23 protein-coding genes are annotated in these 23,641 nt (G+C 45.6%); 11 read left to right on the top strand and 12 right to left on the bottom strand.

What is annotated here, in order from left to right; all coding sequences use genetic code 11:
• The coding region (locus tag LGT40_RS08070; protein ID WP_226343189.1) for a PilZ domain-containing protein at positions 1–1,703 on the top strand (1,703 nt) is incomplete at its 5' end.
• Between the two features lies 1 nt (position 1,704).
• On the opposite strand, the gene pmbA is transcribed toward LGT40_RS08070, so the two are convergent.
• The 7 genes from pmbA to LGT40_RS08105 are packed head-to-tail and all read right to left on the bottom strand — an operon-like array spanning position 1,705 to position 7,176.
• Complete coding sequence (gene pmbA, locus LGT40_RS08075) at positions 1,705–3,030, bottom strand: metalloprotease PmbA (RefSeq protein WP_226073002.1); 1,326 nt, start codon at positions 3,028–3,030, stop codon at positions 1,705–1,707.
• Positions 3,027–3,437 (bottom strand): M67 family metallopeptidase, encoded by a 411-nt coding sequence (locus tag LGT40_RS08080; RefSeq protein ID WP_226073000.1) that lies wholly within the window; start codon positions 3,435–3,437, stop codon positions 3,027–3,029. The genes pmbA and LGT40_RS08080 overlap by 4 nt, the downstream gene beginning before the upstream one ends.
• Positions 3,438–4,196 carry a HesA/MoeB/ThiF family protein gene (locus LGT40_RS08085; RefSeq protein ID WP_226072999.1) on the bottom strand — a complete coding sequence of 253 codons (759 nt, stop codon included), beginning with the start codon at positions 4,194–4,196 and terminating at the stop codon, positions 3,438–3,440.
• A 37-nt stretch (positions 4,197–4,233) separates the two neighbouring features.
• The gene (gene prmC / locus LGT40_RS08090; RefSeq protein WP_226072997.1) at positions 4,234–5,058 is read right to left on the bottom strand and encodes a peptide chain release factor N(5)-glutamine methyltransferase; all 825 of its coding nucleotides are present in this window, start codon (positions 5,056–5,058) and stop codon (positions 4,234–4,236) included.
• A gap of 19 nt (positions 5,059–5,077) precedes the next feature.
• Positions 5,078–6,121 (bottom strand): response regulator, encoded by a 1,044-nt coding sequence (locus LGT40_RS08095; RefSeq protein WP_226072995.1) that lies wholly within the window; start codon positions 6,119–6,121, stop codon positions 5,078–5,080.
• Between the two features lie 18 nt (positions 6,122–6,139).
• Complete coding sequence (locus LGT40_RS08100; RefSeq protein WP_226072993.1) at positions 6,140–6,451, bottom strand: DUF3301 domain-containing protein; 312 nt, start codon at positions 6,449–6,451, stop codon at positions 6,140–6,142.
• The gene (locus LGT40_RS08105) at positions 6,448–7,176 is read right to left on the bottom strand and encodes a 16S rRNA (uracil(1498)-N(3))-methyltransferase (RefSeq protein WP_226072984.1); all 729 of its coding nucleotides are present in this window, start codon (positions 7,174–7,176) and stop codon (positions 6,448–6,450) included. The genes LGT40_RS08100 and LGT40_RS08105 overlap by 4 nt, the downstream gene beginning before the upstream one ends.
• 95 nt (positions 7,177–7,271) lie before the next feature.
• Here LGT40_RS08105 and LGT40_RS08110 point away from each other — a divergent pair, with 95 nt between their 5' ends.
• The 7 genes from LGT40_RS08110 (at position 7,272) to LGT40_RS08140 (ending at position 15,238) form a co-directional block, all read left to right on the top strand.
• Complete coding sequence (locus LGT40_RS08110) at positions 7,272–8,072, top strand: inositol monophosphatase family protein (protein ID WP_226072982.1); 801 nt, start codon at positions 7,272–7,274, stop codon at positions 8,070–8,072.
• Positions 8,065–8,805: a peptidoglycan editing factor PgeF gene (gene pgeF, locus LGT40_RS08115; RefSeq protein ID WP_226072980.1), complete on the top strand. Its 741-nt coding sequence runs from the start codon at positions 8,065–8,067 to the stop codon at positions 8,803–8,805. The genes LGT40_RS08110 and pgeF overlap by 8 nt, the downstream gene beginning before the upstream one ends.
• Positions 8,806–8,843: 38 nt before the next feature.
• Entirely contained in the window at positions 8,844–9,650 is an 807-nt protein-coding gene (locus LGT40_RS08120) for a ZIP family metal transporter (RefSeq protein ID WP_226072978.1), read from the top strand.
• A 6-nt stretch (positions 9,651–9,656) separates the two neighbouring features.
• The gene (gene waaF, locus LGT40_RS08125) at positions 9,657–10,691 is read left to right on the top strand and encodes a lipopolysaccharide heptosyltransferase II (protein WP_226072976.1); all 1,035 of its coding nucleotides are present in this window, start codon (positions 9,657–9,659) and stop codon (positions 10,689–10,691) included.
• Between the two features lie 126 nt (positions 10,692–10,817).
• Positions 10,818–12,308: a hypothetical protein gene (locus tag LGT40_RS08130; RefSeq protein ID WP_226072974.1), complete on the top strand. Its 1,491-nt coding sequence runs from the start codon at positions 10,818–10,820 to the stop codon at positions 12,306–12,308.
• 1 nt (position 12,309) lies between these two features.
• Entirely contained in the window at positions 12,310–13,431 is a 1,122-nt protein-coding gene (locus tag LGT40_RS08135; RefSeq protein WP_226072972.1) for a glycosyltransferase, read from the top strand.
• An 85-nt stretch (positions 13,432–13,516) separates the two neighbouring features.
• The gene (locus LGT40_RS08140) at positions 13,517–15,238 is read left to right on the top strand and encodes a carbamoyltransferase family protein (protein ID WP_226072970.1); all 1,722 of its coding nucleotides are present in this window, start codon (positions 13,517–13,519) and stop codon (positions 15,236–15,238) included.
• A gap of 50 nt (positions 15,239–15,288) precedes the next feature.
• Here LGT40_RS08140 and LGT40_RS16360 read toward each other — a convergent pair whose 3' ends face one another.
• The 5 genes from LGT40_RS16360 to rfaP form a co-directional block, all read right to left on the bottom strand.
• A complete protein-coding gene (locus tag LGT40_RS16360; RefSeq protein ID WP_226072968.1) occupies positions 15,289–16,338 on the bottom strand; it encodes a CgeB family protein in 1,050 nt (349 codons plus the stop codon).
• A gap of 12 nt (positions 16,339–16,350) precedes the next feature.
• Positions 16,351–17,364, bottom strand: a complete 1,014-nt coding sequence (locus LGT40_RS08150) for a glycosyltransferase family 9 protein (RefSeq protein WP_226072965.1) — start codon at positions 17,362–17,364, stop codon at positions 16,351–16,353.
• Between the two features lie 83 nt (positions 17,365–17,447).
• Positions 17,448–18,596: a glycosyltransferase family 4 protein gene (locus tag LGT40_RS08155; protein ID WP_226072963.1), complete on the bottom strand. Its 1,149-nt coding sequence runs from the start codon at positions 18,594–18,596 to the stop codon at positions 17,448–17,450.
• A 35-nt stretch (positions 18,597–18,631) separates the two neighbouring features.
• Positions 18,632–20,011, bottom strand: a complete 1,380-nt coding sequence (locus LGT40_RS08160) for a lipopolysaccharide kinase InaA family protein (protein ID WP_226072962.1) — start codon at positions 20,009–20,011, stop codon at positions 18,632–18,634.
• A 5-nt stretch (positions 20,012–20,016) separates the two neighbouring features.
• The gene (gene rfaP, locus LGT40_RS08165; RefSeq protein ID WP_226072960.1) at positions 20,017–20,826 is read right to left on the bottom strand and encodes a lipopolysaccharide core heptose(I) kinase RfaP; all 810 of its coding nucleotides are present in this window, start codon (positions 20,824–20,826) and stop codon (positions 20,017–20,019) included.
• Positions 20,827–20,932: 106 nt separating this feature from the next.
• Between rfaP and LGT40_RS08170 the strand changes: the two genes are divergently transcribed.
• The 3 genes from LGT40_RS08170 to LGT40_RS08180 are packed head-to-tail and all read left to right on the top strand — an operon-like array spanning position 20,933 to position 23,492.
• Positions 20,933–21,496 (top strand): D-sedoheptulose-7-phosphate isomerase, encoded by a 564-nt coding sequence (locus LGT40_RS08170; RefSeq protein ID WP_226072958.1) that lies wholly within the window; start codon positions 20,933–20,935, stop codon positions 21,494–21,496.
• On the top strand, positions 21,493–22,692 hold the full coding sequence (locus tag LGT40_RS08175) for an FAD-dependent oxidoreductase (RefSeq protein WP_226072956.1): 1,200 nt from the start codon (positions 21,493–21,495) through the stop codon (positions 22,690–22,692). The genes LGT40_RS08170 and LGT40_RS08175 overlap by 4 nt, the downstream gene beginning before the upstream one ends.
• The gene (locus LGT40_RS08180; protein WP_226072955.1) at positions 22,689–23,492 is read left to right on the top strand and encodes an aldo/keto reductase; all 804 of its coding nucleotides are present in this window, start codon (positions 22,689–22,691) and stop codon (positions 23,490–23,492) included. The genes LGT40_RS08175 and LGT40_RS08180 overlap by 4 nt, the downstream gene beginning before the upstream one ends.
• Positions 23,493–23,641: the final 149 nt, after the last annotated feature.

Consider the following 23,641-nt stretch of genomic DNA (forward strand, 5'->3'; position numbering starts at 1 on the left):
AAAAAAATGAAACCGTCAGTGTGAGTTTTGAACATTTTCCAGATGGACATAATGCTGAGCCAACCCAGATTGCTTTTGATATTACCCGTCTGGATCATGAAGAACAACGAACCACGGCTGTCATGCGTTTTAATGATTCGGTGGGTGATGATATTCGTCAGGCATGGCAAAACTGGTTAAGCAATCAAAACCAACACAGCCAGACTGAACTCAATAACGAAATTCTCAACTTAACCCAAAACTGCCTATTACGTTTATATAGCCAGCATTTTCCCAGCATTCTCTGCTGGATGGGTGAGTTACTTACCCCAACTGTTACGGCCATACATAGTAGTTCGACTTGTGATCAGATCTTTATCGATACGCCCAATTTACTGTCGACCACAAAAAGAGTACTCACCCATATCGAACAGAGTAAATCAGCTCGTGGATTTGTGGCTCTTCATCCAGATGGCATAATGGTCATAGATGGCAATGACGCTCAGCGTCTTCAGAAGTTTTGGCCTTGGCAGAATCATATCCGTTTATGGTATTTCAGCACGACCGCACTGAATATTGATGAAACGTTATATCACCCACATTTCGACATAATGGCCCAGGTCGATCCACGGATTGCTGATGACTTCTCTCGCAAAATTTCCAATTTAAAAAAACTGGTTGAAATCACTGATATTACGGCCTGTTTACAGCAGACCAGTCGCGATGAAGCGCAGACTGATGCCGATGTGGTAATTGATAATAAGGCAGCAACTTTCGATTTGCCCCCGGTCAGTTCTTTAAAAGCCTTTATCCGACGTCAACAAAGCCGATATACCGTACTGACCCCCGTCAATTTATTTTTAAACAGTCAGGAATACGCTTCGCAGACTAACGAGGTTTCGGTTAACGGATTATCACTCTCGGTAAACGCCGACTTACCGGTGCGCATAGGTAGTCGGGTGACACTGCACTTTACCCGTTGGCAGGCTCACCGTCCGCTATTAAATTTACGTAGCGTGCCCTATGAAGTAAAACGGGTACAGAAGTTTGCCGAGCAAACCGAGCTCGGCTTACAACGGCTGGTCACACAATGTCCACTGGCACTGAATCAATTCTTTGAAAAAGCCATCAGTAATAACCAACAATCACTGGCAAGAAGAGAAGATGATTTATTACAAATGCAGTTCAGCCGGGTATACCTCGATCTGTTGAGTCATGCCCCTCTAAACACGGCATTATTCTTTGGGTTGGGTAACCAGCAAAAACGTATACTACAAGCAGTAGCGGGACATTCTCAGATATTGGATCAGATCGATAACCGGTTATGGCAGGCTATTTCTAATGCGATTCCACGCATTACCTTGCAGTTGAAAACCGTGACGACAGATAATCTCGTCACACATGGCATGGGGCTATACTGCTATCGTTCAAATCAACAGCCCTGGCAAATTATCTGTGAACATGAACTGCAATCCAGCGAAGCCAAAAATCTGTTATTACACCGTCTGTTTAAATCAGAAAGTCACTATGTCTTCCACTGCCAGCTGGTCAATAGCAAAACAGACTGGCTGCAGGATGAGCAGGATTTGATTCGCCAGATCAACGCTTTACGCAGTCACAGCCCTCACCGGATAAAAAACCTGCGGCAGATGTTATTTTCGATATTTGCAGTAGCCTATTTGACGGATATTACGGGTTTGATTCGCGATAGTTTCAACTCGTAAGTTACGCTGCCACCATCATTTTATCTATCCAGACCGAACCACTACGAATATTGCTGCGTAAGTCCACATCATTGGCGACTGCCTGGATACCTTTGAACATATCCTGCAGCTGACCGGCAATGGTAAATTCGTCGATAGCATATTGAATTTCGCCATTTTCTACCCAGAATCCAGCTGCGCCTTGCGAATAATCCCCGTTCACAATGTTGACACCCATGCCCATGGTTTCGGTGACGATGACCCCTTTATCCATGGCTTTGAGCATGTCTTTAAACGACAAGTCATTACTGTCAACCGTCAGGTTATGTACTCCACCTGCATTGGCAGTGGTTGTCATACCCAGACGCCGGGCCGAATAACTGTCCAGCACATAGCCCTGCAATACACCGTCTCGTATGATATCCCGGTTTTGTGTTGCGACACCTTCTGAATCAAAGACAGCACTGCCCAGCGCTTTAAAAAGATGGGGTTGCTCATGAATATGCATAAATTCCGGGAAAATCTGCTCACCGAGTTTATCCAGCAGAAAACTGGATTTACGATACAAGGCACTACCGCGAATACCAGCGACCAATTGACCAAACAATGAAGAAGCGATTTCCGCTGCAAAAATGACGGGATAATGGCCGGTTTCAATTTCTCTTGCATTCAACCTTTTTAAAGTCTGTTCTGCAGCTTTGCGCCCCACTGAAACTGCCGAAACCAGGTCCTGACTATCACGGGCCACATCATACCAATAGTCCCGCTGCATACCCATGTCGTCGCGGGCAATTAATGTGCAGGATAAGCTGTGTCGAGTGGACTGCGTCTGCCCAATAAAACCATGGCTATTTGCATAGATTCGTTGCCCCTCATGTGAAGAAACACTAGCCCCTTCAGAGTTGCTGATCAGCGAATCAAAATCCCGACCGGCCTGTTCACACTCCATGGCTAATGCAATGGCCTCCTCGGGCGACAAGGACCATGGGTAATACAATTGCAAGTCGGGAAATGATGTCGCCATTAATTCAGCATCGGCTAAACCGGCAAATTTATCTTCCTGGGTGTGTTTGGCAATGCTACAAGCCATTGCTACCGTTTCGTGGATGGCTTCAGGTCGCAAATCGGATGTACTGGCAGAGGCCTTACTTTGCCCCAGATAAACCGTGACACCGAGTCCGGTATCCTTGTTATGTTCCAGCGTTTCTATTTCAGCCTGACGGACATTTACCGATAAGCCAAGACTTTGACTGATACCGACTTCAGCAGCGGTCGCACCCAGTTTTTTGGCAGCATCCAGCGCTTGCTGTGCTGCATTTTGAAGTATTGATGCGTCCAGTTTACTCATATGATCAAATTTACCTCTTCGATATTCTCTTCATGCTTTTGAAAACCACGCATTTCTAATACGCCGCGTGTATTCAATGAAATGATGAGATACAGGGCCTCCGGGTAATCCGCCATATCTTCGTCAACCACCGAAGGCAAAGCCGGCGCATCGGGATGTGAATGATAAATAGCAAATAATTCCTGATTCCGTTCTTTCATTTCTTTCAATGCTGCCAACTGCTCGCTGGCGCTCAATGCGAATAAAACGCTCGCATCCGTTTTCACACTGTCCACCGGATAACAGACACACCGCTGCCCATGGCGGCCGATTAATCCGGAAATTTGTTGATTAGGTGAAAGTTGAGCCTGATGTAACAGATCATTCACTAACGTACGCGGTAAACGTATAGTCGTTGTAACTGTCATTTAGTTATTCTCTTTATCGTGACATACCGGGCAAGCCGGATCCTGTTTTAAGTTTATTTCCCGAATCTGCATTGACAAAGCATCGACTATCAGCAACCTACCATTCAATGAAACGCCTGTGTTGGCGAGTAATTTGAGGGTTTCAATTGCCTGTATAGAGCCCATCATACCCAGCAATGGTGAGAGCACCCCGCTCTCGGCACAACTTTGTTGAATATCTCCGCCATTGTCGTCGTATAAGCAACGATAACACGGCGCGTCAGCTTGTCTAGCATCATATACCGAAATCTGTCCTTCCCAGCGTATTGCGGCGGCTGATACCAGGGGTGTTTCGGTTTTTTTACTAATTCGGTTAAGTTGAAAGCGACTAATGAAATTATCCGTACAATCGACAATGACATCCGCCAGTCGGGCTTGCTCGGTTAGTTCGTCATCGCTCAGTCGATGGTCAATCGTCTCAACCTTAATGGTGTCGTTCAAAGTTTGTAAAGTGGTTGCGGCAGAATTGGTTTTGGTTTTGCCTATAGTGGTTTGTCGGTGCACGATTTGCCGCTGCAGATTGGTTAACTCTACAATATCATCATCCACCAGCACCAGATGACCAACTCCTGCAGCAGCCAGATATAATGCGACAGGAGAGCCCAAACCTCCCAACCCGATCACCAGAACACGACTTTCCAGCACGCGCTGTTGACCAGTAATATCAAAACTCGGCAAAAGAATATGTCGACTGTAGCGTAGCAATTGTTCATCATTCATTTGCAGTATCTTACCTGAAATAGCTGCTTATCGAACGTCACGCCCGCTTGCCAATCACCACACGATCTTGCTGACCGTAATCGCGATGGGCTTGAATATCTGTAAATCCATTTTGCTGAAATATCGCTTGAACCGCTGACGACTGATCATATCCATGTTCAACCATTAACCAACCATGAGATTTTAATATCTCTGCAGATTGTTGAACCAACTGACGTATATCTTCCAGTCCATCAGCTCCTGATGCCAGAGCTGACAGCGGTTCAAACCGCAAATCACCCTGCGTTAAATGCGGATCATCGGCACGTATGTATGGCGGGTTGGAGACTATAATATCCAGACTTTGTTGCTGAATCGCTGTCAACCATTGGCCTCGAACAAAATGCACTGATAAGTGATTTTTATCAGCATTGTGTTTTGCCATTTTCAAAGCATTTTCTGAATAATCGGTGGCCAACATCCAGATATCCGGGCAGTCAGATTTAATCGCCAACGCAATGGCTCCACTGCCAGTACCCAGATCAGCTACCCGCATACCCGGCTGAAGTTTGTCCAAAGCCAACGATACCAATAACTCCGTATCCGGGCGAGGAATCAAGGTATGCTGGTTCACTGCAAGATCTAATGTCCAAAAGCCCCGAACCCCGGTTAAATGGGCGACGGGTAGACCTTGCTGACGCTGTTCAAGCAATATGCTGAATTGCTGTTGTTGCTGTAATGTGAGTTTTTGTTGCGGATGGGTGATAAAACGTAATGGCTGACATTGCAGAACATGACATAACAAAACCTCACTATCCATGCGGGCTGTTGGGCTTGCAGCCAACTGAGTTTTGGCCCACTGCAAAGCCTCCTCAATGGTCATTGTTTACCACGCCATCATGTCAAAATAAATTAATTTGTAACAAGGCAAATACAGTTGCCGCCAGAGTGATCATTAGCAATGCGCTGTTCATCCGTTGACGTTTAATTAATTGCTTTTGCATTAACTGTAATTGTGCAAATTCTTCTTGAAGCGTTTCTATTATTGGGTCAACTGAATTTGGAACAGCAGCAAGTTGTTCTGCAATTGCGCTCTCAATCTTCGGAGCTAATGCTGTCATCAACTGCTGCTGAATCTGCTGTTGTTGAAGGGCTAACCAATCTTCTGTCTGCGAGCTGACCTGCTGTTGCCAAAAGGCTGAATGATTCAGGTTTTGCATGGCCGTCTCGGCAGCATCAGCAGCTTTTTCGGAGAGTACCGTCTGCATTTGTAAGGATTGCGTTGCCAGTTGTTGTTCAACCTTGTCTTGAACACTTGTGCTGACTTGCTCTGTCAAACGGGCAGTAATACGCTGCGTTAATTCATCCAGTTTGGCATCTATTTCTTGTGAGACAGCTTCTTCAGCCATGCGCTGACTGATTTGTTCAGACGCATTCTGCGTTTGTTGCAGCCAGTTTGGCAATAACTGCTGCTCTACCTGAGCAAGAATCTCATCAATACTCGGTGCCACGGAAATTTCAGAAACAGGCAATTGTTCAACTAAAGGCTCACGCTTTTCTGTCTCTTCTTTAATCGCGAAGAGATTATTGATAATCGTTTGTAATTGTTGGGCTTCAGGTGGCTTGGATAACAAGGCCAATACACCACTTTCATGAGCAGACAATTTATCTGCTTCACTGTCATTACTGGTACATATAACCACTGGGACAGCTTGCCAGCGTGCCGTTTTTTTGATTTGGCGGGTAGCCGTCAGTCCATCCATTCCCGGCATCATCAAATCCATAAAGATGATCATCGGTAACTGTTCGGCGGTATCCAGCCATGCCAAAGCCTCGTCAGCACTGCCTTGTTCAACCACCACAAATCCGGCCGTTTGCAGCAATTTGCATAACATCATGCGGGCAACCCGAGAATCATCTACCACCAGCGCAAGTTTATCCGTCATACCAGTTCCTCTGATAACTTAGCTGAAACGGTGCGGATCCAACTGGATCGACTTTACCCGTTTCCCTAACATAATGATTTCACCACGATAACGCTGTTGCATATCGCTGGCAAACTCAAAAAAATAGGTCCGTTCCAGTTGCATCCTGCCGTTGGCGCCCCGTTTCAGCCGAATTTTTTGCCAGGCCACCGTATCATTAAGAAAACTGACGCCCATTGATTGACAATACTGACTCGCTACACGGCTGGCATGTTCAGCAGCGCCTCTACTGTCCCACCAAATCCAACCGATAACAGCCAGAATCAACAATACAATGGTGCTGTCATTCATCCGATATCTCCCCAGCCAGCTTGTACCATGGCTAGTGCCGCGGCAGATGCCGTTTCCGTTCGGAGTATTCTCGGTCCCAAACTAATACCGATAAAACCGGCCTCAACCGCTTGCGACACTTCTTCGTCACTCAAGCCCCCTTCAGGCCCAATCAATAATGCAAGTTGATGCGCTTTTTGCAAACTGGAAAAACTTTGCTGTGCATCGGGTGCCAGCACTACTTTGCAGGCATCACTACAATGAGATAAAGATTCATCAAGCGTGGTAACAGGTAATAATTCCGGCAGAAACTGGCGGCCACTTTGCTCACAAGCGCTGATAATCACCCCTTGCCAGTGCTTTAATCTTTTTTCCGCGCGGTCACCGGACAACTGTACGTTACAACGTTCGGTAATGATCGGCATAATCCGTTTGACACCTAATTCCACCGCTTTCTGAATGGCGTAATCCATCCGCTCCCCTCGTGAGATGCCCTGCATCAACAGAATATCAAGTGATGACTCATTATCCGTAACTACCGGATGTTGCAGAACGACACTGGCTTGCCGTCTATCGACCTGCTCTAACTGGACCTGATATTCAAGACCTTGACCATCAAATAAACTTAATAGAGCACCGGGTTTCATTCGCAAAACCTGAATCGCATGACGAAAAACATCATCAGGCAGAATCATGGTTGTGGTCGAGGCCGTAAGGTTGGCGCAATAAAAACGTGGAATACGCATAAACGATTTCAATCTGACAAAATGAATCAGCAGTTTACAGAGTGCGTGGCAGAGTTTGAATAATTATCGGCAAATGGCTGATATACTTTTTGACCATGGATACCGACCTAGCCAAACTGCAACAATGCCTGACTGAGACTGTTCAGCAGCATTTAATGCCATTATTCAATACTGTCAGTCGTCAATACAAACACGATGGCAGTGTGGTTACCGTCGCTGATAAGCTGATGCAACAAACCCTGACCGACGTTTTGCAGCGCGATTTCCCCGGTATCAAACTGCTGGGCGAAGAAATGACCGCCAGCGAACAAGCCGAACTACTGGCTACCGGAGGGCCTCTCTGGTGTCTGGATCCCATTGATGGCACCAGTAACTTTGCCTCCGGCATGCCCTTCTTTTCCATATCCCTGGCATTAATTGAAGACGGCGACGTTACGCTTGGCCTGGTTTATGACCCGGTAATGAATGAATGTTTTGCTGCCAAAAAAGGAGCGGGAGCCTGGCTTAATGGTGAATCCTTGAAAGGCGAAATATCAGGTCTTGCATTAAATCAGACGCTGGCCATTATTGATTTTAAACGTTTACCCATATCGCTCTCGCAAAGACTGGTGGAAGAAAAACCCTACGGCTCACAACGCAGTTTAGGTTCAATTGCTTTAGAGCTTTGCTGGTTGGCAGCAGGTCGTGCTCAGCTCTATCTGCACGGACGCCAGCAAATTTGGGATTATGCCGCCGCTCAATTAATCGTGCAGGAAGCCGGGGCATTTGCCTGCACTCTGGATAATGAAGCGGTTTTCTGTCGCAGTTTACATCCACGATCTACTTGCGCTGCCAGTGACGAAAACCTGTTTGCCGCCTGGCGTGATTATTTACATGTTCCACGTTGCGATGGCTGAATCATTTATATCGGTTAACTGGCCAGCGCCCGATTCTGTTCGAGCAATTATCACCACACGAAATGGTGGACAGAGTCTGACGCCCTACGCTTCATTTAATTTGGCCGAGCATGTCGGTGATAACCCCATCTCCGTTCAGAAAAATAGGCAGGCATTAGTCAGGTCAGCTCAACTACCGGCTGAACCTTTGTGGCTGAGACAAACGCATAGCACCCGAGTAATCGACGCCAGCCAATGGCAAGCTGATGTCGAAGCGGATGCCATTATCTGTGACGTGCCTAATCTAGTTTGCGTTGTGATGACGGCAGATTGTTTACCGGTCTTGATTACTGATAAGTCCGGTTCACAAATTGCAGCAGTACATGCCGGATGGCGTGGATTACTCGATGGAATTATTGAAAATACGCTGGCGAAATTCAACGCACCGGCATCAGAGCTTATGGTTTGGCTGGGAGCCGCTATTGGTCCAGAGGCTTTTGAAGTCGGACCTGAAGTAAAAGAAGCATTCGTCGCAATAGACTCTCTGGCAGAATCAGCATTTGTCCCAAGCCATTCAGATCGTTTTTTGGCAGATATTTATCAACTCGCAAGGCAGCGTCTCTCTGCGCAAGGCGTGAGCGCAATCTATGGTGGAGACTATTGTACCTATACCGAAAAAGAACGTTTTTTCTCGTATCGACGTGATGGAATAACCGGCAGAATGGCAACATTAATATGGATAGCGGCTGAATAAGGTATGATTTGCGCATTGTTTTTGTCGGTCAGGTACATATGGACTTATTAATCTGGATTATCTTTTTCAGTATTCTCGGTGGCGTACTGAGCGTGGGTATCGCATCTAGTTTCTTATTATTGCCTGCCAGCACCCGACAACATGCTGTTCCCTATCTGGTGAGCTTTGCAATTGGGGCCTTGCTGGGAGCGTCATTTTTGGGCTTATTGCCACATGCCATCGAACACGAATACGGCGTGGATCCCCATCATCTTGGGTTAACCCTGTTAATCGGCTTATTAAGTTTTTTCCTGTTGGAAAAAATGGTGCTGTGGCGCCATTGTCACAGCCATCACGGCCACGAACATATCCCCGAATTGGGCGAGGATCATCACCACCATCATCACGAAGATCCTAAAAAAGCAGCCGGAGCATTAATTCTGATTGGCGATGCCATTCATAATTTTGTCGATGGCGTTTTAATTGCCGCAGCATTTCTAACCGATGTTCATCTGGGTATTGTGACAGCCCTTGCCATAGCCGCGCATGAGATACCTCAGGAATTGGGAGACTTTGTCATCTTGTTGCACAGTGGCTTTTCACGCCGTAAGGCGCTGTACTTCAATATGCTCTCCAGTATGGCGACCGTCGTCGGTGCAGTAGCCGCTTATTTCTTACTGGCAGATATGCAGCATATTTTGCCGTATATTCTGGTGGTTGCCGCTTCCAGCTTTATTTATATCGCGGTCGCCGATTTGATCCCGGGACTGCATAGCAAGGTGAAACCTTCAGAAACACTCCAGCAAATCTCACTGATTGCCGCTGGCGTGATATTTATTTATCTGGCTCATAGCACTTTGCATTAATTATTCATGGCGGGACATAAACACGACATCCTGATCATCGGCCCCTCTTGGGTCGGAGATATGGTGATGGCGCAGTCTTTATTTGCCGCCCTTAAACAGCAACATCCCCACACTCATATTGATGTGCTTGCACCTGAATGGACTCGTCCATTACTGGCTCGCATGCCCGAAGTCCGGGAAGCGATTAACATGCCGGTAACGCATGGCGTGTTTGCTTGGAAGTTAAGGCAAGAAATTGGCCATCGTTTGCGCCACAAACATTACCAGCAAGCAATTGTATTGCCCAATTCATGGAAATCAGCCTTGATTCCCTGGTTTGCAAAAATTCCAATTCGTACCGGCTGGTTAGGGGAAATGCGCTATGGCCTGCTCAATGATCCCCGTAAGCTTAACAAAAAGGCATTGCCTTTGATGGTGCAACGTTTTGTCGCGCTTGCCCACCCGGCCTCTCAATCTCATATCGCTCCAGAGTATTTGCCACCCAAAATGATTGCCGAACCGGTTTCAGATATTTTGAATCCCGTTAAAGCAGTTGAGCAAAAACGCTTGGTTCTCTGTCCGGGAGCAGAGTTTGGGCCTGCCAAACAATGGCCAGCCACGCATTATGCCGCACTCGGCGAACAGCTTACACAGCAAGGTTGGCAGGTATTGATTATGGGGTCTAAAGCCGATGCTGCTGTCGGCGAACAAATTGTCTCCGGTATTACTGACAAACAAAACGTCATCAATCTATGTGGTAAAACCCAACTGGGTGAAGCCATTGATTTGATAGCTACAGCCGATCAGGTTGTGAGTAATGATTCGGGATTAATGCATATTGCTGCGGCGCTTAATAAGCCATTAGTCGCGATTTACGGGCCTACATCGCCAGCATTCACACCACCATTATCGGATAACTCTCAACTGGTGCAAATCCCTATTGAATGCAGCCCCTGTTTTAAGCGAACCTGCCCGCTAGGTCATCACAAATGTATGCAGGATCTTCCATCTGCTAAAATTGCAGACTTAATTTCTCCACCTATGGCAGAGATGAAACACTGATGAAACGATTATTTCGCGTCATTAAAAAAAAGACCTCTCTTTTTGGATATTTCTTTTGAAAGAGCTCTCTCATCCCAAACCATATAACTTCCAATAAAGTATTGCTCCATGCCATTGATTCACTCATTGAAATTTAATCATTCCCTCAAAGAAATCCGGATACTCACCGCCATTATCAGCGCTCTGTTTTCTATTATTGCTTTCAGTGTAGATGACCTGATTAATTCTGATGGCGTGCTTTACATGAATATGGTGAGAGCATTTCTTGATGGAGGATTAACGGAAACGGCCCAACTATTTAACTGGCCGTTTTTTTCGATACTGGTCTCGGGAATTCACTTGATAACAGGATTACCCCTCGAAACCTGTGGTGAGATTCTGAACACATTAATGTTTGTTCTTTTTACAGATGCGGTGTTGTTAATTTGTTCAAAAATACTACCCAATAACCGTCAGATTTTTATAGCAGCTTTGTTTATCCTGGGTTTCACCCTGTTTAATGATTACCGTGCCTATTTATTCAGAGACCTTGGATACTGGGCCTTTATGGCTTATGGCATTTATCATTTTATAAATTTTCTCGAAACACCGAAGTGGCTTTATGCGATTTTGTGGCAATTAGCCATGTTAGCTGCTTTTTTGTTCAGAATCGAAGCCATTGTGCTCATGCTATTGCTTCCATTTTTCCTGCTGTCGCAATCCAGAGAGTTAAAAACATCCTTCAAACAAATAGGAATGGTTTTCTCTCTTTTGGCAGGATTAGGTATTCTGGCCATTGCTATATCTTTAGGTATTCAAGGATTCGCCACCGCTTTTGGCAAAGTGTCAGAAATTTTTATCTACCTGGATATCCCCACCTTGATGCAAAACTTCCAGGATAAGAGCGAAATCATTAATCGTGAGGTACTCAGTAAATTCGATAAAGGATCTGGTGGATTAATCCTCAGCTCTGGGCTGGTCATCATGATGATAAAAGATTTAATACTTTCCCTGAGCGGGGTATATATTTTCTTTTATGCATACGCTTATTTATCAAGAACAGGAACGGAGAATGTTCTGAACCCTTACCGGGCCTTTCTAATCTATTTTGTTACCATTTATTTCATTATCCTGCTGGCCTTAGTGTTTACACATTACTTCTTAAGTACCCGCTATGGCATTATGCTGATCACTGGCTTGTTTCTTTTAATGCTTCCCAGAATGTGTCAGTTTGTTGAAAACGCTTGGTTGCAGAGAAGAAAAGGCATTTTGTTTTTTACATTTTTAATACTGGTTGCGGGTCCTGTGGATACGTTCACAGTGTCAGTATCGAAAGGCTATATTAAAGACGCCGCCATATGGGCCGCCGAAAACCTTCCCGAAAATTCAAAGACCCTCACTTCAGATGTCATCATTGACTATTACATGCGTGAGAATAATTCAAAGACACGCGTGAACCTGGATATACAAAATCGGCCGCTGAATATCTCTTCATACGACTATGTGATAGTGACTATCAAAACCAACCGTGATGGTGTTGAGAAGTATTTAGACCGGCCTCTTTCTGAATTTGAAATCGTGCATAGCAATGCCAATAGGAGAGGCGATAAAGTACTTGTTTTAGAGATATCTGAATAACATGCCAGCATCACCATCGGTCGAGTCTCAGCGCTATATACTGCAGTTATGCCACTCTTACTATGATCCATTTCTGGATTGTGCCAGGCAGTATTCCGTTCTTTTCAAGGACACCTCCTACAAAGTCATAACTGTTTTCCTCTCTGGAAAAGCTGATCCTGTCCTTGCTGAAAAAGTATGCTCTGATGAAGTCATTTTTCTTGAACACTCCAGTGAGCAATTGAGTGGGCTAAAACTAAATATCATTAGAGAAATCCGCCGCATCAGTATGCGTTATGATTTCGTAGCATGCATTGCACATAGAGCCAAACCCACTTACGTGGCATTGATTGCAACCAAACTTCCGGTGTTAAGTATCCGACATTCATTCGGTGACTTTGATCGTCTGGGCCGACGTTTATTGGTCAAATGTTTCTATTCCAGATTGAAATTACTTGCTGTTTCAAATGCTGTTCGCGACGAAATTAGACAGCATTTACCTTCATGGCCTCCAGAAAAAATTGAAACCTTATATAACCGAATTAATGTCGCTGATGTTCAAGCACAACAACTGAGTCGCTCAGAGGCCAGAAAAGCATTGAATTTGCCAGAGGATGCCTGGGTAGTTGGAAGCGTTGGTCGTATTCATCCAGATAAAGATCCTCAGAGCCTGATACGTGGTTTTGCCAAAGCTTTACCCCAACTACCTAAAAACTCGCTTTTAGTATTGATCGGTAAAGGGAAGCTGATGGCGGAACTGACCGAATTGATTGAAGAGCTGAATTTAACCGATCACATCTGGCTGTTAGGGCAAATTAATGATGCTAAAAAATTCTTCCGGGCATTTGATGTATTTGCATTAAGTTCTGATCGCGAACCCTTTGGCATGGTCTTACTTGAAGCTATGGCAGCCGAACTCCCAATAATCTGTACGGATTGTGGTGGCGGTGCAGAAATAATTGAAGGTATCGGTAAGCTTTATCGATTCAGAGATTTGGAAGCATTTAGTCATCAGCTAATTGAATTGTCCCAAACCACCTACAGCCAAGAATACAAAAGCAACATTTCAAACAGGCTTATCACCACATTTTCTGATGAGGCTGTTCGCCAGGTATTTTGGCAACGACAATATATCCCATCTTAGAAAACAGAAAGGATTTGTTAAGTAGTCTCGAACAATGAGTGCTTGATATACTGAGCAACATTTTTACGTAACTTGAAGATAACTTATGATCGTTTTAGGCCTTTCTGGCGCAGTCAATCACGACGCCTCAGCTGCTTTATATATTGATGGAAAACTTGTGGCGGCTGCCGAAGAAGAACGTTTTCTGCGTGACAAACATGCTAAGGGCAAGATGGCTTATGAAGCCACCAGATACTGTCTTGAACAAGCCGGCATTCGCCCGGATGAAATCGATATTGTGGCGTTTCCTTACGCGCAAATTGGTCTAAAGTCTCCCGCTCGCTGGCACTACGCCAAACGTCATTGGTATGCACCTGACAGAGCATTAACCGCTTTATTTTCAGGCAATCGTCGTTACTGGCGAAATCACAAAAACGTCATGAAATTACTGGATGATTTAGACATTGATTCCAAACGAGTTAAATTTGTCCCGGTTGAGCATCACCTGGCTCATGCCAGCAGTGCTTATCACCTGAGTGGATTTCAGGAAAAAACGGCTATTATCGGTATTGATGGCAAAGGCGAATATGCGACGACGTTTTTCGGTTATGGCGAAAACGGCAAAATCCATAAAATCAAAGAATTCTATGATCCCGATTCTCTCGGAGGCGTTTATGGTGCAATGACCGAGTACCTCGGCTTTGAAATGCTGGATGGCGAATTCAAGGTTATGGGCATGGCACCGTATGGCGATCCCAACCGATTCGATTTTTCTCGTTTGATTCATTGCGAAAATGGCGAATTCAAGGTAAATACCAAGCTGGTCAATACAGTTGGTTTTCGACGCTATAAAAAGAATGGCAAAGGTTATTTTTTCAGCCCGGAACTCATCGACTGGCTTGGCCCGATGCGTGAAGGCGACGAAAAAGACGAGCCATATATTGATTATGCCGCCAGCATTCAGGCGCTACTGGAAAAATGCGCATTGCATCTGATTGATTATTATCTGGGCGATATTATTCGTGAAACGGGTAAAGTCGCTTATGCCGGTGGTGTGGCATTAAACGTCAAACTGAATCAACGCATTATTGCCATGCCCGGCGTCAAAGAACTGTTTGTACAACCTGCTTCCAGTGATGCCGGTACGGCGATTGGTGCGGCCAGTTATGCTTCGCAATTAGCAGGTGTGCCCGTTGAAAAGATGGAGCATGTTTATCTCGGCCCATCCTATACCACTCAACAATGTATTGATGCCTGTGAGCGTTATACACAGCCGGTTAGCTGGCAATATTTGAATGATGTATGTGCCGACACAGCAAAAATTCTTGCAGATGGCAATCCGGTTGCCTGGTTCCAGGGTCGTATGGAGTTTGGTCCACGGGCCTTGGGTAATCGCAGCATATTGGGTTCGCCTAATCATCCTGGTGTCGCGGATCGTATTAATGCACAGATTAAATACCGTGAACGCTGGCGTCCATTCTGCCCCAGTATGCTGGATAAAGTCGCCCCAGAAATTCTGCAAACCAATCATCCAAGTCCATATATGACGTTTACCTTTGATGTGGCGGAAAGTTGGAAGTCACGCATTCCGGAAGTCGTGCATGAAGATGGCACTGCCCGTGCGCAGATTGTAACCCGTGCCACCAATGCACGCTATTACGAACTGATTGAAGAGATGGAAAAACTCACCGGCAATGCGGTGGTACTGAATACCTCATTAAATCGCCGTGGTGAACCCATGGTTTGCAGCCCGACGGATGCGTTAAATATGTTCTTCGGTTCCGATCTGCAATATCTGGTCATGGAAGATATCCTGATCACCAAATAATCAGTTCGCATGTGATTTAATCTACATGGAATCAAGAAACATTGGGGTTGTTATATTAACAGCCCCATTTTTGTTAATAACTCCGCTGAACGTTGCTGCCAGGTGTAGTCTTTGAGAAACCGTTGATAACCACGGTCAGCAATTTGCTGACGCTCTTCATCATGTTGCAGGTAATACTCAACTTTTTGCTTGAGTTCTTCCATGCCTTTGAAGGTTTCGATTTCCTGACCAATTTCAAATAATTCAGCGATTTCGTCGCAATGGTCCGTTAGTACAAAACACCCCATCGACATTGCCTCGAAGATACGATGGTTAATTCCGGTTTCTGCTCCATAAAACGGAATTCTGGTGATGTTTAATACAATTTTTGAAACACTGAGTGTTAATTGCAGCTGCTTACCCCAGATAGGTTCATCGATCACCTTCTGTTGCAGTTTTTCAGACATTAAAGGCCATTGCCGCTGCCAGCGATTTCCATAAATAGTGACTTTCTCGACAATATTTTCCAATAAAAAGATACGTCGTAAATCTGCACTGCCAACAAAAAGCACATCGATTACCGGTTCTGCTGAGAGTTGACGGGCTTTGATTGTATCGCCGAAAGGGCAAAAAAAGGCATTTAAATTTTTACGCTGGAAAAAATCGGTTACTACCCGCGAAAATGAAAATATAGCGTTGTAAACGATCAGCTCACTTTCAATAAAAAAGATGAATTCCCGGCGGCTTGAATAAAGGTTGCAACTATCGGTGTCGTAGAGAAAAATTTCTATACCCAGTTTATCGGCTAGTCGCTTCAATCTTTTTGGTTCAAAAAACTTATATAAAAAGCCAATAACCAGTATTTTATTTGGTTTAAACTGATTTATTTGTTTTTCGAGCTGCTCAAAGTCGCATTTCGGCAAACAATAAAAACTATCTTTATCATTTTTTTTATTTCGGATTTTGGCGATTGCTGAGCGTGGTTTATGCATCCAGATTTTAGGCATTTCTGCCATATTCTGATACTCGGTAAGAATGCCATGATTTTGGATACTGGCCGCCAGATTTCGACCCAAATCAATACCACCAATACCATCCAGAACTAATAGTTTGTCACTCACATTCATTGTCACTTATTTTGATTCAACTTGTCGGAGCAGCTTTTCTAGTACACGTTTAACACGCCTAACACCAATAAAAGGTCGCCATATCGGACCTTCAGAACCCGGCAAAACTATTCTTGGACAGATAACTCGAGTATCGGACCAGTCTGGTCGCCAGTGAAAGAATGGATTACGTTTTCGATAAATCGTCACAACGGGTATTCCAAGGAATGAAGCCAGGTGGCCATTACCAGAGTCATTGGCAATCACAGCAGCTGATTCGTATATATATTCAGCTAATTTACCAATGTTTTGAAAGGTCAACGTGGAAAAATGATTATTCGGTTTGGCTTGCCATGATGGGTGATTATCTGGAGCGACCACGATGACTGGCTCATAACCTGTCTTAGCGAGTAAAGCACAAAGTTTTAAAAAACGCTCTGGACTCCAGTCCTTTTTTTCAGGCCAGGCAGAATCCGGGCTTAATATAATCCGACGTTTATTTTTTCTGAAGATTAGCCCTTCAGGAGGTGAGAGTTCGACATTGGCGGAAAGTGTCTGCAGCCCCATTTTTTCACGCATGAAATCCAAAGTAATCTCTACAACAGATTCCTTCTTAAACCTTCTATAGTGAATAGAGCCAGCAGAATGACTAAGCTGTTCAATCTCTTGAAAGATGTCCTGAGTCAGATTTTGCTTTAAGCGCGAATGATGATCAAATAACCATGTCTTCGGGACTTTTTGGCATATAAGCAGAAATCGATGACGAATATCCTCTATCTTGATTTCACCCGTTGAATCTCTGATGGTACGTGAGGGACTCATCAACACCAAATCATAACCGTCAAAGGTCGAATAAAATGCCTCAGCTTCTGGATAAGGTTCAATAGACAGCTGAGGTAGCCATTCTTTTAACTGATGGGGCACATTGCCATACAAGCTGATTGCATAACCGTTGCGCCGCAAATTATCAGCCATCATGGTATAAATCAGACTATCCCCAAGTGATTCGAATGATACCAGCGCAACACGGGCATTTTTCATGGTGTTATCTTCAGTGTATTTAAGAAAATGTGTAAAAAAAGCTTAGTGAAAAACTCACGTCTAACATTGTGGAATGGTTTAAATCAGCCAAGAGAATTTTCACCACGTTTTTTTTCAACCATCTCTACAATTAAATCAGCAGCCCGCTGCGGCATGCTATACAAATCATGGGTTGCGGCATAATCCAAGGCATTTTGTGACAACTGTTGCAGGCGTTTTTTATCGAGCATTTTAACCAGTTGTTGACTAAATACTGGTATATCTTCCGGCTGATCAATACATTCACCGCCGTTTGAATCTCTAACATAATTGGCATAACCGCAGGCAGTGCTGACCATACTTGGCAGACCAGCCACCATGGCTTCAAGAATGACGGTGCCAGTATTTTCAGATCGCGCCGGGTGTAAAAACACATCGGCCGACAATAGCCATTTAGCCACATCATCCCGTCCGCCCATAAAACGGGTACGCTCTGTCACATTTAGCTTTTTAGCTAATTGCTCAAAAGGTTTCGCATTATCCTCACCCACTACATATAAATGCGTTTTATCTCGTAATGCTTGTGGCAAGGCGGCCATAGCTTCGATTGCAAAATCAGCTCCCTTGCGTTTAAAGCCTGAGCCGATCATCAGCAGTAAAAAATCCTCTTCCTTTAAGGATAATTGCTGACGAAATTGCTGACGTTGCATTTGCCAGTCATCAGGACGAACCCTGTCGGGATCAATACCGGGTGGCAGGTCGACCAATCTATCGGCAGGTGTCTGGTAATACTGCTCAAACAGTTTGCGTTGCACGGAGGAGATCATCATCGAGACGGTATGGCTTTGCGGGCCAAATACGGCTCTCTCCCATGCCTCGTAAAATCTTACCCGGCCAAAAAACTGTTTAATGATATAGCTTGGCTCTTGTCTGACCCTCGCGAGGTAACAGGGATCAGCAGCATAATACAGATCCAGTCCGGGCATTTTGTTAAAGCCGATCACTAAATCATAATTGCCAGCGGCTATTAAGGGCTGCGATTTATTATAGAAATCGCGCATACGGGCATGATTGGTCAGACCTGAAACCTGAATCGGAATTTGATTAAACCCTGCAATGGGCTCGCCATGCCATTCAATGTAATACACATCAATCTCATCACCCGCATCACGGCGAATTTCCAGAATTCTCCGAAAGTCGCGTGCCAGCCCCCCATAGGCAAAATATTTATACAGGCATACCGCCAGCTTCATAACCCAAATCCAATTAACACGTTATTGTTCTGTCCTTATGCCTTAATCGCTTTGGCTAAAAGGCGGCGTGTTTCACCCTCAGGCCAATTGCGAAGAAATCGTTGCTGATCCTGTTGATGCTGACACGCAAATCCTGTTTTTTTATTTTGCTGTAACGCATCCAAATCAATCAGCCAGATTTTTTGCTGATGATCTACCAGCCAATTGGTGGCTTTTAAATCACCATGATAAATATGATGAAGACGTAATTGCTCAAATATTTCGCTGATTTGCTGCAGCATTTCAGGTTGCTGAATCTCAGAATCTGCCAGCTCGGCTAATGAGCGCCCGGCAATATGAGCACAAATAAAGTAGGCTTTATGCCGCAGCCCGAAAAAACGCTGCTCAATAAAGCCAAGTGGCGGTGGCGTAGCAATCCCCAAAAACTCCAGCAGATTGGCATTGTACCAGGACACACTGGCGCGACTCCGACGCAGACAACGCCGCAAAAAATGCCATGGTGTTTTCATGTTGTAACGCTTGATCACCACTGCCTGTCCAGCCAATTCATTTTTTACCACGGTAGCAGAGTTGCCGTTTTTCAGGGCGATGCCATCCTGCATAGCCTGATGTAATACCTCAACTGGCCGGTCTAATAACGCAGCAGCTAAATTGCCACGCCAAGCTGATTCAAGCCTTAACGATTTTTGATATCGCGTCATGGTGCAGGATCGAAATTGTTTTTTCAGATAATGCGTTTGCCGATAGTCGCGGGCTTTGCTGATCTTACCCAACAATTGCTGTTCCACAATGGGATCGAGAGCCATGTTTCTGGCAGCAAAATATGCTGGCAATGCTGTGACTAACCATTCCTGTTGTTCCAGCGGAAACTGCGCCATCAGCCGCGCCAGATTATCCAGACAAGTCGCCAATTTCAAAGGTTTGTCGAGGCAAACAACGGAGGCCAGATCCAATAAATAGAGCGTGTTATTAGATAACACAAAATTATCCAGATGCGGATCCTGCTGATAACACTGATGTTGATGGCAGCGAGCAAACAGCTCGAATAATGCCGCCAGCGGAAATGCATCCTCCGACAATGCATTCAACGTCACCGCTTGGGGCAAAAAGGCGTAGACAATAAAACTGACGCCCTGCTGGTCTTCAGCATTATTAAAAATCGGCGCCACCGCAATATCTACTCTGGTGCAATGCTGATGGGCGACCAGTTCGCGTTGATATTCCTGCTGCCCTTTACCCTGTGCAGCAAATAACTTGAGCACAAATTCACCGCTATCGTTACTGGCATGCAGAACAATCCGACGCCCGGCCAGAAAACGTAATACCGATAGGATTTGATACTTTGTGCCTCCCAATTCCAACTCAACCGGAAAAGCGGCAGGTAATTGTTTTAGCAGATGTTGAGCCGTCAGCATAACCATTATTCCGCCAGCAACTTCTGTGCACGGCGTTCAACTTCGCGCCATAAATCAGCTTGCTGTTTCAGCAATGTACGCAGTGGCAATCCCGAATATATCTGCATAAAGCGTAATTTGTCCCGCTGGGTCAATGGCACTCGGCTTGCTGAAAAATACAAACTCCCCAGATCTTTGATCTGCCAGCGCCTTGGTGTTTTGTCTCGAATCGTCGCCCGATGTAAGTCGATCAGATATACCGGCGTATTGTCATCAAAGGTATTGTGCTCGGCAAAGCGTTCATCCAGCAGAAAATGACATAGATAAAAATCGCGATGATTCATGCCGTTTTTATGCATGGTGCCTGCTATCTTGGCCAACTTGCGGATCAGCGCCTGTTTGGTGGCAAAACTCGGTGGCCTTTCTTGCCACTGCTCACCAACATATTCCAGGCTCATGGTATTAACCAGATCATCGGTAATCACAAATGAGCGTAATGTCGCTGGATTTATGCCCTTTTCGCCATAAGCTGCCAGCGTCATCGTATCGATGCCGTGCTTTTCAAGAAAATGAATCGCCTGCCATTCATTGCGGGCACTGATGATCGGCAAACGCATTTGCAGTAAATTTTTGATGATTTCCGCCCAGCCGACTCCTTGATGATATTTCAGAAAATACGAGCAGCCATTCAGCTCAAAGCGCAAGGTGCGGCGCCCCTCTTTATCACGAAAGATCTCGCCATCGATGTTGGCCAAAATATCAAACACTGGCTTATCGGCCCAGACCCGAGCCAAATCTTGTCGCAAATAACAGGAATTCTTTTTAAATAAGGCCATCTAAAGGCTTTGCCATGCAGTGAGTTGTGCGATCGCGCACAGCGTTTTGTTACACTGTTTGCAGGAAACCACAAATACTACCACCAGAGCCGAAATGAGGTAAGCCGTGTCATTTAAATCCACCTTGCAACGCCACCAAAAGATGATTGAAAGCTTGTTTGATATGGAGCCTCAATTAAATGATTTACTGGACCTTATCAGCGACTGCGTGCTGAATGACAATAAAGTATTGTTCTTCGGCAATGGCGGCAGCGCTTCCGATGCCCAGCATCTGGCGGCGGAATTTGTGATTCGATATAAAGAAGATCGCAGACCGCTGGCCGCGATTGCACTGACTACCGACACCTCGATTCTCACCGCTCACAGCAATGACTACAGTTTTGAAACCGTGTTTGACCGGCAAATTCAGGCACTGGCACGTCCCGGCGATGTGGCAATTGGTTTATCGACTTCCGGTAACAGTGCCAATGTGATTAACGGCATTAACGCAGCGAAAAAAGCGGGTTGTGCAACGATTGCCTTTACCGGGCAAAGTGGCGGCCAACTCAAAGCCATTGCCGATCACTGTGTCTGTGTCGCCGATACCGAAACCGCTCGGGTTCAGGAAGGCCATATCCTGATTGGTCATTGGTTGTGTGAAGCACTGGACGAGAAACTCAGTAAAGCATGAGCCAAAACATCATCACCGCAGATGTGGTCATTGTCGGCGCCGGTATTGCCGGTCTTTGGTTACATAACCGGCTAAGCCAGCTGGGTTATCACTCACTGTTGCTGGAAAACCAGAAAATAGGCCATGCTCAGACACTCAGTGCTCAGGGCATTATCCATGGTGGCAGCAAATATGCGTTAAATGGCATTTTATCCAACGCCGCGCAAACCATCAGCGGTATGCCGGCTCGCTGGAAAGCTTGCCTGCAAGGCAGTGGTGAAATCGATTTATCTGATGTCAATGTGTTCACCGAACATCAACTGCTTTGGTCCACCCAAAGCCTGTCTTCCAAAATGGTGTCGTTTTTTGCCAGCAAAGCGCTGCAAAGCCGGATGCAGAATATTCCCAAATCCGAGCGCAGCGGTTTGTTTGCCGATGACGGTTTTAAAGGCGCGCTATATCAGTTGGATGAACCGGTGCTGGATGTCAGCAGTTTGCTTAAAGCCTTAATCAAACCGTATGCCGCGACGATTTTAAAAACACCGGACTGCCCACCTGAATGGATTAAGCAGGATGGCAACATCACCGCCATACGCTTTGGCGATGAACTGGAAATTCAGGCGCAGCAGTTTGTGCTTACTTCCGGCGAAGGCACAGGTGAGTTGTTAGAAAGCCTGCAACTGTCACGTCCAAAAATGCAGAAACGGCCCTTGCAAATGCTGCTCTGCAAAGCCAAAGATCCGGCAAATCCTTTACCGCAGATCTATGCGCATAGTTTGGGAAGCGGCAGCAAGCCCATTGCCACCATCAGCAGTCATCCCGATAAAACCAGTAATATTGTCTGGTATCTGGGTGGCAATATTGCAGAAGAAGGTGTCGGCAAAGATCCACAAGTGCTGATTGAAGAAGCGAGAGCTTTACTCAAACAAATTTTGCCATGGTTTACCCTGCCAGAACTGGAATGGGCTACCCATAACGTCAACCGTGCCGAACCGAAACAAAGCGGTTTCGTGCGTCCCGACAGCGCCTATGTCAGCAGTCATAACAATCTGCATATTGCCTGGCCGACCAAACTTGCACTGTCCCCTGATCTGGCCGATAAAGTTATCGAAGCGCTAGCAAAACAAAATGTGCAAAAAACATCCCATCCAGAACAGCATATTTTGCCTTTGGCCCAGCTTGCCGAACCACTATGGGATCGGGCATTTACTAAATGAACAAACTACCCAAGAAAACGATTCCCGGCACCGATTTGGATGTATCTATACTGGGACTCGGTACAGTCAAACTGGGACGCGATAAAGGTGTTAAATACCCCGAATCGTTCACCATTCCCAATGATGAAGCCGCCCTCGCCTTACTACAACAAGCCTGGGATCTGGGCATCAATCTGATTGATACTGCCCCTGCCTACGGCAACAGTGAACAACGCCTTGGCGAGTTATTACCCCAACTACCGCACGACTGGATTATCTGCTCTAAAGCCGGGGAACAGTTTGACGCCACTACTGGTGAGTCACATTTTGATTTTTCCCGTGATGCGATTATCCGCAGCGTTGAACAAAGCCTGCAACGCCTAAATCGAAAAATGATTAATATCGTGCTGATTCACTCCGACGGCAACGATGTACCAATCATCGAACAGCATCGGGCACTGGAAACCCTCAATGAACTTAAACAGCAAGGTCTGATTGCCGCCACCGGCATCTCCAGCAAAACCGTCGACGGCGGCCTACTCGCCCTGCAACAGTCCGATATCGTCATGGTCACCCACAACCTCGCCTATCAGGACGAACAAATCGTGATTGATACGGCCAACCAGCTCAATAAAGCCATCTTTATCAAAAAAGCCTTTGCCAGTGGGCATTTGCCTGCTAACTCAACCAAAGACAGTGTCAGTGCCAGCTTTGAAATGATCTTTGCCAATCCGGCGGTGGCTAGTGTGGTGGTTGGCACGATTAATCCGGTTCATCTTGCGGATAATGTGGCTAAGGCTGTTACGGTTTTTGATAAATAATTAACCACAGAGACACAGAGGGCACAGAGTTTTTTGGGTTTAAAGATTTTATTTTATCCGCAGATTTCGCAGATGGACGCAGATTTAACCGTGATAAATATTCATGCTCATTACCTTCGCTTCCCCTCGCGTTTTCCTGCACACGGCTT

The organism is Methylophaga pinxianii (assembly GCF_020447225.1).
Lineage (GTDB): Bacteria > Pseudomonadota > Gammaproteobacteria > Nitrosococcales > Methylophagaceae > Methylophaga > Methylophaga pinxianii.